Below are 9639 nucleotides of genomic sequence, written 5' to 3' on the forward strand. Positions count from 1 at the left end.
AGCACGAGCATGGCGCTGACCATGACCCTCAAGGAGGAGCTGGCCCGTGTGCCGGTCGCCGCGACCCCGGAGCGGCGGGCGGAGACCGCGGCGATGCTGCGGTTCGCCGGGGGGTTGCACCTCGTGGCCGGCCGCGTCGTCGTGGAGGTTGAACTGGACCACGGCGCCAGTGCGCGCCGCCTGCGCGCCGCCATCACCGAGCTGTACGGCCTGGCCCCGGAGATCGTGGTGGTCTCCGGCGGCAACCTGCGCCGTGGTCAGCGGTACGTGCTCCGGGTCGTGCGCGGGGGAGAGGACCTCGCCCGGCAGACCGGGCTCATCGACCAGCGGGGACGGCCCGTGCGTGGCCTCGCGCCGGTCCTCGTCAGCGGGACGACGGCGGCCACCGCCGCCGTGTGGCGCGGGGCCCTGCTGGCCCACGGCTCCCTCACCGAGCCCGGCCGCTCGGCGGCCCTCGAGGTGACCACGCCGGGCCCGGAGGCCGCGCTCGCGCTGGTGGGGGCCGCGCGTCGGCTCCGCGTGGCGGCGAAGGCGCGCGAGGTGCGTCAGTCGGACCGCGTCGTGGTCCGCGACGGCGAGGCGATCGCCACGCTGCTCGCCGCCGTCGGCGCGGAGCAGACCGCGACCCTCTGGCGCGAGCGGCGCGAGCGCAAAGAGGTCCGGGCCACCGCCAACCGCCTGGCGAACTTCGACGACGCCAACCTGCGCCGTTCCGCCCAGGCCGCTGTCACGGCCGGGGCGAAGGTGGAGCGGGCCCTCGAGATCCTCGGGGACGAGGTGCCCGACCACCTTCGCTACGCGGGACGGCTGCGCCTCGAGCACAAGCAGGCCTCCCTCGACGAGCTCGGCCGCCTCGCGGACCCGCCGATGACCAAGGACGCCGTCGCCGGGCGCATCCGCCGGCTACTGGCCATGGCGGACAAGCGGGCCGCCGAGCGGGGCATCCCCGGGACGGACGCGGCCTCCGAAGGCTGAGCGCGGGATCACCGTCGACGGGATCTGGCCCCGGCGCTCCGCCCCCGATCACAATGGAGACGGACGGAATACGCCGCCGAGACGCGAGGTTGCCCGAGGTGGAGGCCGAGGGCGTCCTGCCCGCAGCCTCGCCTGACCAAGGAGGAAGCATGACCGAATACACCCTTCCGGAGCTGGACTACGACTACGCCGCGCTGGAGCCGCACATCTCGGCCCGCATCATGGAGCTGCACCACTCCAAGCACCACGCCACGTACGTCAAGGGCGCGAACACCGCCCTGGAGAAGCTGGCCGCCGCGCGTGAGGCCGGCGACTTCGGCTCCGTGAACCAGCTGTCGAAGGACCTCGCCTTCAACCTGGGCGGGCACACGAACCACTCGATCTTCTGGAAGAACCTCTCGCCGGAGGGCGGCGACAAGCCGACCGGCGAGCTGGCCGCCGCCATCGACGAGTACTTCGGCTCGTTCGACCAGTTCCAGGCCCACTTCACCGCCGCCGCCCTCGGCATCCAGGGCTCCGGCTGGGCCGTGCTGGCCTACGAGCCCATCGGCGGCAACCTGGTGATCGAGCAGTTCTACGACCAGCAGAACGGCGTGCCGGTCGCCACCATCCCGCTGTTCCAGCTGGACATGTGGGAGCACGCCTTCTACCTCGACTACCAGAACGTCAAGGCGGACTACGTCAAGGCGATCTGGAACATCGTGAACTGGGCCGACGTGCAGGCCCGCTTCGAGGCCGCCCGCGCCGGCGCCTCCGGCCTGATCCTCCCGGCCTGATCCACACCGCGCACCGGGGCGCTGACGTCGTGGCCCCACGACGTCAGCGCCCCGATGCGGGGAGGGGCTCGGCGCTCCGGCCCTGTCCCCACCGCGCGCCCGGACCGGGCGCGACCGCTCGACCGTACCGCCCCGGACCCACCGCCACGGGGACCACGCAACGCGAACTAACGAGAGAGACCACCATGACCAAGATCGCCATCAACGGCTACGGCCGCATCGGACGCAACATCGTGCGCGTGCTCAGGGACCGCGGCCACGAGAACCTCGAGCTGGTCGCGGTGAACGACCTCGCCGACCCCGAGGACCTGTTCTGGCTGACCCAGTACGACACCATCCTGGGCCGCTACCCGGGCGAGCTGGAGCGGACCGAGAAGGGGTTCCGCATCGACGGCCGCGACGTCGCGTTCTTCCAGGAGGCCGACCCGACGAAGCTGCCGTGGGGTGAGCTCGGCGTGGACCTGGTCATCGAGTGCACCGGCATCTTCACGACCGGCCCCAAGGCGCAGGCCCACCTCGACGCCGGGGCCAAGAAGGTCCTCATCTCCGCTCCCGCCAAGGAGGTCGACGGCACCTTCGTGATGGGTGTGAACGAGCACACCTACGACGCGGAGACGATGCACATCGTCTCGAACGCCTCGTGCACCACGAACTGCCTGGCCCCGATGGCGAAGGTCCTCAACGACGAGTTCGGCATCGTGGACGGCATCATGACCACGATCCACGCGTACACCGGCGACCAGAACCTGCACGACAACGTGCACAAGAAGGATCGCCGTCGGGCGCGCGCCGCCGCCCAGAACATGGTGCCCACCTCCACGGGCGCGGCCAAGGCCATCGGCGAGGTCATCCCGGAGCTGAAGGGCAAGCTCGACGGCTTCGCCATGCGGGTGCCCACCATCACCGGCTCGGCCACCGACCTGACCGTGGAGCTGACGCGCCACGTGGAGGTCGAGGAGATCAACGCGGCGTTTAAGAAGGCCGCGGAGTCCGGTCCGCTGCAGGGCCGCCTGGTCTACTCGGAGGACCCGATCGTGTCCTCGGACATCATCACCTCCCCGGCGGCGTGCACCTTCGACGCCCCGCTGACCAAGTCCATCGGCCAGACCGTGAAGATCATCGGCTGGTACGACAACGAGTACGGCTACACCTCCCAGCTCATGGACTTCGCAGACCTCATCGGCTCGAAGCTCTGAGCCCGCACGGCGCCCGACGGCCCGGGCCGACGGTTCCTCCGTCGGCCCGGGCCGTCCGCCTAGACTGCACCGTGAACCGACCCCGCTCCGGCACCCCAGGAGGCATCATGCCCGCACCGACCCTCACCGATCTGCTCGAGGCCGGCGTCGCCGGCCGCACCGTGCTCATCCGGTCCGACCTGAACGTCCCGCTGGACGGGGACACCGTCACCGACGACGGCCGCATCCGGGCCTCGCTGCCCGCGATCCGGGACCTGGCCGAGGCCGGTGCGCGCGTGATCGTCATGGCCCACCTGGGCCGCCCCAAGGGTGAGCCGGACCCCGCGTACTCCCTCCGTCCGGTCGCCGCGCGCATGGCCGAGCTGCTGGGCGCCGACGTCGCCCTGGCCGCGGACGTGACCGGGGACGACGCGCGCGCGAAGGCCGCCGCCCTGCAGGACGGCCAGGTGCTGTTGCTGGAGAACGTGCGCTTCGACGCCCGCGAGACCTCCAAGGACGACGCCGAGCGCGCCGCACTGGCCGGCGAGATGGCGGCGCTGGCCGGCGACGACGGCGCCTACGTGGGCGACGCCTTCGGCGCGGTCCACCGCAAGCACGCCTCCGTGTTCGACGTCGCGGCACAGCTGCCGGCCCACCAGGGCCCGCTGGTCGCCGCCGAGCTCGAGGTGCTCACCCGTCTGACCGAGTCCCCGGAGCGGCCTTACGTCGTCGTGCTGGGCGGGTCGAAGGTCTCGGACAAGCTGGCCGTGATCGACAACCTGCTGGACAAGGCCGACACGCTGCTGATCGGCGGCGGCATGCTCTTCACGTTCCTCAAGGCGCAGGGCCACGAGGTGGGCGCCTCCCTGCTCGAGGAGGACCAGCTCGACACCGTCCGCGAGTACCTGCGCCGCTCCGAGGCCGGGGCCGCCCGCATCGTGCTCCCCACGGACATCGTCATGGCCTCCGGCTTCGCGGCCGACGCCGAGCACGAGGTCCTGGCCGTGGACGCCCTCACCTCGGGCGCGCACGGCGCGTCCGCCATGGGCTTGGACATCGGCCCCGAGACGGCCCGGGCGTTCGCGGAGCAGATCCGCGGCGCCCAGACCGTGTTCTGGAACGGCCCCATGGGCGTGTTCGAGTTCCCGGCCTTCGCGGAGGGCACCCGGGCGGTGGCCCGGGCCCTCACCGAGGCCTCCGCGGCCGGCGGCCTGTCGGTGGTCGGCGGCGGCGACTCCGCGGCGGCCGTGCGCACGCTCGGCTTCGCCGACGACGCGTTCGGCCACATCTCCACCGGCGGCGGCGCCTCCCTCGAATACCTCGAGGGCAAGGAGCTCCCGGGCGTCACCGCCCTGGCCGGCGAGGGGCGGGCGTGAGCATGGCGGAGCAGACCACACGCGTGCCGCTGATCGCGGGCAACTGGAAGATGAACCTGGACCACCTCGAGGCCGTCACCCTGGTGCAGCGCCTCACGTGGCTCCTCACGGACGCGGACCATGACCAGGAGGCCGTGGAGGTCGCGGTGTTCCCGCCCTTCACGGGCCTGCGGGCCGTGCAGACGCTCGTCACCGGCGACCGCCTGGACCTCGCCTACGGCGCGCAGGACCTCTCGCCCGAGGACGCCGGCGCCTACACGGGCGACGTCTCCGGCGCGTTCCTGGCCGCGCTGGGGTGCCGCTACGCGATCGTGGGCCACTCCGAGCGTCGCACCCTCCACGGGGAGGACGACGCGCTCGTCGCGCGCAAGGCCGCCGCGGCCCTGCGCCACGGCCTCACCCCGGTGATCTGCGTGGGCGAGGGCCTGGAGGTGCGCCAGGCCGGCCGGCACGTCGAGCACACGCTCGCCCAGCTGGAGGGCTCGATCGCGGGCCTGTCGGCGCAGGACGTGGCCGGCGTCGTCGTCGCCTACGAGCCCGTGTGGGCGATCGGCACGGGCGAGGTCGCCGGCCCCGAGGACGCGCAGCAGATGTGCGCGGCCCTGCGCGCCCGCGTGGCCGCACTGCACGGCGACGACGTCGCCGCCGGACTGCGGATCCTCTACGGCGGCTCCGTGAAGTCCTCCAGCGCGCCGGCGCTGCTGGCGCAGCCAGACGTGGACGGCGCCCTCGTGGGCGGCGCCAGCCTCGACGCGGACGAGTTTGCTAAGATCGTCCGGTTCGACCAGGCCTGATCCGTCCGGCCCGACCGACCGCATTCTCCGTGACGGCCCCGGCGCGCGCCGGGGCCGCACCTCGACCCGAGGAGCCCTCCCGTGGACGTCCTGACCCTGGCCCTGCAGATCCTCGTGGTCGTGCTCAGCGTGGTCATCGTGCTGCTCATCCTGCTGCACAAGGGCCGCGGCGGCGGCGTCTCGGACATGTTCGGCGGCGGCGTGACCAGCTCGATGAGCTCCTCGGGCTCCGCCCAGCGTCTGCTCACCCGCCTGACCGTCGGCTCCGTGGTCGCCTGGGGTGTCGTGATCGCCCTGCTCGGCGTCCTGCCGCGTCTGACCATGGAGTCCTGAGGCCGCCCCGCCGGGCCCCGACGCGAACGCCCCGCACGGAAGATCCGTGCGGGGCGTTCGCGCGTCCCGGACCGGTGGGGCGCCGGGGGCCCCTCAGCGTTCGGAGGCCTGCACGGGGGAGAGGTCCGTGCGCGGCAGGCCCTGGTGGAGCACGGCGCCGAAGACCTCGTCCGGGTCCAGGCGGCGCAGCTCCTCGGCCAGGCAGTCCTGGATCGTCCGGCGTGGCAGGGAGATGCGCTGCACCGGCCGGCCCTGCTGATAGAGCCGGGCCACCTGCGACTGCGAGCGGGAGAGCACCACGTCCCCGTCCGTGCACCGCAGGCGCACCGCACGGATCCCGTGGCCGACCTTCGAGTGCGCGATCGTCACGGGCACCTTCAGGGTCAGGGTGAGCCACGCCGCGAGCAGCATGGTGCTGGGGGAGTCCGGCGCCCCGTCCACCGTCACCGAGCGCAGGGTGGCCACGTCGAGCGTGTCGAAGATCCCGGCCACCTGGATCCGCCACAGCGTCAGGCGCGTCCAGGCCAGGTCGGTGTCCCCCTCATGGTGGCCCGCGCGCAGAGCCCACAGGGCGGGCTCGGCCGCGGACGCCGAGGCCGTGTCCGTGATCCGGCGGTGGGCCAGGCGACCGAGCGCCGTCGCCGAGGGGACCCCGGGTGGCACCCCGGGCCACCACACGACGATGGGCGCATCGGGCAGGAGCAGCCCGGAGACGAGCGACTCGTCGGCGTGGGCGTTCTCCCCGGCGCACCACAGCACCACGACGTCGGAGGCGCCGGCGTCGCCCCCGACCCGGATCTCGGCGTCCAGGCGGGTGGGGGCCGCGGGGTCGCCCAGGGCCAGGACGACGATGCGGCACGGGTGTTCGAGCGAGGCCGCGTTGGCGGCCTGGACGGCGGACTCGATGCCGGCGTCGTCCGTGCTGATCACGAGCGTGAGGACGCGGCCGAGGGCCACGACCCCGCTCTTCTCGCGCAGCTGCGTGATGCGCTTGGCCACCTGGGAGGTGGTGGTGTCGTGCATGCGGATCTTCACGGGCGCCTCCAGCTTCGTCCGTCGCGGGCCATGAGGGCGTCGGCCGAGGGCGGTCCCCACGTGCCCGGGGCGTAGGGCTCGGGCTGGGTGCCCAGGCTCGCCCAGTGCTCCTCGAACGGGTCCACGATCCGCCAGGACAGCTCCACCTCGGCCTGGCGCGGGAACAGCGGCGGCTCCCCGAGGAGCACGTCGAGGATGAGACGCTCGTACGCCTCGGGGGAGTCCTCGGTGAAGGCGTGGCCGTAGCCGAAGTCCATCGTGACGTCGCGGATCTCGGTCTGCGTGCCGGGCACCTTGGACGCGAAGCGGATGGTGACGCCCTCGTCCGGCTGCACCCGGATGACGATGATGTTCTGCCCGAACTCGTCCCCGTCGTGGACGGGGAACAGCAGGTGCGGGGGCTTCTTGAAGACGACGGCGATCTCCGTCACCCGCCGGCCGAGGCGTTTGCCGGCCCGCAGGTAGAACGGCACGCCCTGCCAGCGCCGCGTGCGGATGCCCACCTTGAGCGCGGCGTACGTCTCCGTGACGGACGCCGGGTTGAAGCCCTCCTCGTCGAGGAATCCCGTGACCCGCTCGCCGCCCTGCCAGCCGGAGGTGTACTGGCCGCGGGCGGAGGCCGCCGCGAGTCCCTCGGGCGTGTCCGGGACGGTCACGGCCTCGAGGACCTTCTCCTTCTCCGCGCGCAGATGGTCCGCGTCGAACGAGATCGGCTCCTCCATCGCGGTGAACGCGAGCAGCTGCAGGAGGTGGTTCTGGATGACGTCGCGCGCCGCGCCCACGCCGTCGTAGTAGCTCGCCCGTCCACCGATGCCGATGTCCTCGGCCATCGTGATCTGGACGTGGTCCACGTGCTCCGCGTTCCAGAGCGGCTCGAACATCCGGTTGGCGAACCGGAACGCGAGGATGTTCTGCACCGTCTCCTTGCCGAGGTAGTGGTCGATGCGGAACACCGCGTCCGAGGGGAAGACGCGCTCGATCACAGCATTGAGCTCCTGCGCGCTGGCCAGGTCGTGGCCGAAGGGCTTCTCGATGACCACGCGGCGCCACGGGCCCTCGGCCGGCTGCGACCGGTCGGCCAGGCCCTGGTCGGCCAGGTGGCGGGAGACGGCCTCGAACCAGTCCGGCGGGATGGAGAGGTAGAACGCCGTGTTCCCGCGCGTGCCGCGTGAGGTCTCGAGCTCGGCGAGCACCTCGTCGAGACGGACGTAGGCCGCCTCGTCGTCGAACGCGCCGGAGACGAAGCGCAGACCGCCCTGGAACTGGTCCCACACGGTCTCGTCGAACGTGGTCCGGGAGGAGGCCTCGACGGCGGCGCGCACGTAGTCGGCGAACTCCTCGTCGGACCAGCTGCGGCGACCGAAGCCGACGAGGGAGAACGCCGGCGGCAGCAGGCCGCGTTGGGCCAGGTCGTACATGGCCGGCAGGAGCTTCTTCTTCGCCAGGTCGCCCGTCACGCCGAACAGCACGAGCGCCGACGGGCCCGCGATGCGGGTCAGGCGCCGGTCACGGGGGTCGCGCAGCGGGTTGCGGGGGGCGGTCCGGGACTCACCGGCCACGGACGGCGCTCCTCAGGGCCTCGATGCCCGCGTCGCGGCGGCGCAGGTGCAGGGTGACCACGGGGCGGCCGAGATCGCCCAGCACCCGGGCGTCGCCCGCTGCCTGCGCGGCGATGAGCCTGCCCAGGGAGAACGGGCGGCCGGGCACCTCGAGGTCCAGGCCGGCGTCGCCGGTGATCTGCAGGAACACGCCGACGGCCGGGCCGCCCTTGTGGAACTGTCCGGTGGAGTGCAGGAACCGCGGACCCCAGCCGAACGTGACCGGGCGGCCGACCAGGTCCGCCAGGTCCGCGCGCAGCTCCTCGAGCTCGGCGGCGTCATGACGGGAGAGGTAGGCGTGGACCGCCAGGTAGCCGCCCTCGGGCACCAGTGCCGCCGTGGCGCGCAGCACGCCGGCCAGGTCCGGGGCAGAGGTCACGGACGCCGGGCCGGAGACCTCGACACCCTCCACCTCGCCGTCGGCCGGCCGCTCGGCGGCGGGGCCGTCCAGCAGGGTGCGGGCGGCGGCCTTGGCGGCCTCCACGTCCGGCTGGTCGAAGGGGTTGATCCCGAGCAGGCGGCCGGCCACCGCGGTGGCCACCTCCCACAGCAGCAGCTGGGCGCCGAGCGAGCCGGCGACCTGCACGCCGTGGCCCGGGGCCGCGACGTCGTCCTCGCCGACGAGCTGCACCTGCAGCAGGTCGGGGGCGTCCCACACGGTCTCGGGGTCGCCGGGGGCGACGACGACGGGCAGCAGCCCGGTGCCGTCCTTGCCCGTGGACTCGGCGATCAGCTGCTCGATCCAGGCCGGCAGTCCGGCGATGCCGGACCCGTGGTCGGCGAAGACGAGCTTGTCGCGCAGCGGGCGGGTGCCGCCCAGGGCCGCGCCGAGCTGCAGGCCCGGGTTGTCCTCGTCGTCGGCGATCAGCAGGTCGAGCACGGCCTCCGCGTCGTCCAGCAGGGCCGCGACGTCCACGCCGGCCAGGCCGGTGGGGACCAGGCCGAACGCGGTGAGGGCCGAGAAACGCCCGCCCACGGTCGGGTCCGCGGTGAAGACGGCGCGCCAGCCGGCGGACTCGCACGCGGCGTGCAGCGGTGAGCCCGGGTCCGTGACGGCGACCAGGCGGGTGCGGGGGTCGATCCCAGCGTCGCGGAACGCGGCCTCGACGACGCGGCGCTGCGAGTCGGTCTCCACGGTGGAGCCGGACTTGGAGGAGACCACCAGCACGGTTCGCTCGAGGTCGCGCTCGAGGGCGCGGGAGACCTGGAGCGGGTCCGTGGAGTCCAGGACCTCGAGCTCGACGCCGGCCGTCGCCGCGATCACCTCGGGGGCCAGGGACGAGCCGCCCATGCCCGCCAGGACCACGCGGTCCACGCCCTCGGCGCGCAGCTCCCGGGTCAGCTGGGCGATGTGCGGGACGAGGGCGCGGGAGTCCTCGAACAGGTCGATCCAGCCGAGCCGCTTGGCGGCCTCGTCGCGGGCCGGCGCCCCCCACAGGTCGGCGTCCTGCGCCCCGAGGCGGGAGGCGACGCGGTCCTGGAGGAGGGCGGGCAGATGGCGGTCGATCGCCTCGAGGGCGGCTCCGGTGGCGGTGAGGCCGAGGGTGCTCATGGGGGGTCCTTCCGTGCGCGTGGCG

Annotated in this window: 9 protein-coding genes; 6 read left to right on the forward strand and 3 right to left on the reverse strand. The window is 73.2% G+C overall.

The features are described 5' to 3' along the window. Nucleotides 1-9 precede the first annotated feature (9 nt). The 6 genes from whiA to secG all read left to right on the forward strand — a co-directional run bounded on the left by whiA (nucleotide 10) and on the right by secG (nucleotide 5429). Nucleotides 10-975, forward strand: coding sequence for a DNA-binding protein WhiA (gene whiA, locus J1M37_RS08895; protein ID WP_036315298.1), 966 nt, complete (start codon nucleotides 10-12; stop codon nucleotides 973-975). Between the two features lie 149 nt (nucleotides 976-1124). Then, entirely contained in the window at nucleotides 1125-1751 is a 627-nt protein-coding gene (locus tag J1M37_RS08900) for a superoxide dismutase (RefSeq protein ID WP_036315296.1), read from the forward strand. Between the two features lie 185 nt (nucleotides 1752-1936). Continuing rightward, complete coding sequence (gene gap / locus J1M37_RS08905) at nucleotides 1937-2947, forward strand: type I glyceraldehyde-3-phosphate dehydrogenase (protein WP_041105191.1); 1011 nt, start codon at nucleotides 1937-1939, stop codon at nucleotides 2945-2947. Between the two features lie 107 nt (nucleotides 2948-3054). Continuing rightward, complete coding sequence (locus J1M37_RS08910) at nucleotides 3055-4302, forward strand: phosphoglycerate kinase (RefSeq protein WP_049147874.1); 1248 nt, start codon at nucleotides 3055-3057, stop codon at nucleotides 4300-4302. A gap of 2 nt (nucleotides 4303-4304) precedes the next feature. Then, nucleotides 4305-5096 (forward strand): triose-phosphate isomerase, encoded by a 792-nt coding sequence (tpiA, locus tag J1M37_RS08915; RefSeq protein WP_036315288.1) that lies wholly within the window; start codon nucleotides 4305-4307, stop codon nucleotides 5094-5096. 81 nt (nucleotides 5097-5177) lie between these two features. Beyond that, nucleotides 5178-5429 carry a preprotein translocase subunit SecG gene (secG, locus tag J1M37_RS08920; protein WP_036315286.1) on the forward strand — a complete coding sequence of 84 codons (252 nt, stop codon included), beginning with the start codon at nucleotides 5178-5180 and terminating at the stop codon, nucleotides 5427-5429. 93 nt (nucleotides 5430-5522) lie between these two features. Here secG and J1M37_RS08925 read toward each other — a convergent pair whose 3' ends face one another. From J1M37_RS08925 to J1M37_RS08935, 3 genes are read right to left on the reverse strand one after another with little or no spacing between them, the layout of a single operon-like run. Next, nucleotides 5523-6464 (reverse strand): glucose-6-phosphate dehydrogenase assembly protein OpcA, encoded by a 942-nt coding sequence (locus J1M37_RS08925; protein WP_036315284.1) that lies wholly within the window; start codon nucleotides 6462-6464, stop codon nucleotides 5523-5525. Beyond that, a complete protein-coding gene (zwf, locus tag J1M37_RS08930; protein ID WP_036315281.1) occupies nucleotides 6461-8023 on the reverse strand; it encodes a glucose-6-phosphate dehydrogenase in 1563 nt (520 codons plus the stop codon). The genes J1M37_RS08925 and zwf overlap by 4 nt, the downstream gene beginning before the upstream one ends. Further along, nucleotides 8013-9614: a glucose-6-phosphate isomerase gene (locus J1M37_RS08935; protein WP_206452452.1), complete on the reverse strand. Its 1602-nt coding sequence runs from the start codon at nucleotides 9612-9614 to the stop codon at nucleotides 8013-8015. The genes zwf and J1M37_RS08935 overlap by 11 nt, the downstream gene beginning before the upstream one ends. Nucleotides 9615-9639: the final 25 nt, after the last annotated feature.

Source organism: Micrococcus sp. KRD012 (assembly GCF_017168555.1).
Classification (GTDB): Bacteria; Actinomycetota; Actinomycetes; order Actinomycetales; family Micrococcaceae; genus Micrococcus; species Micrococcus luteus.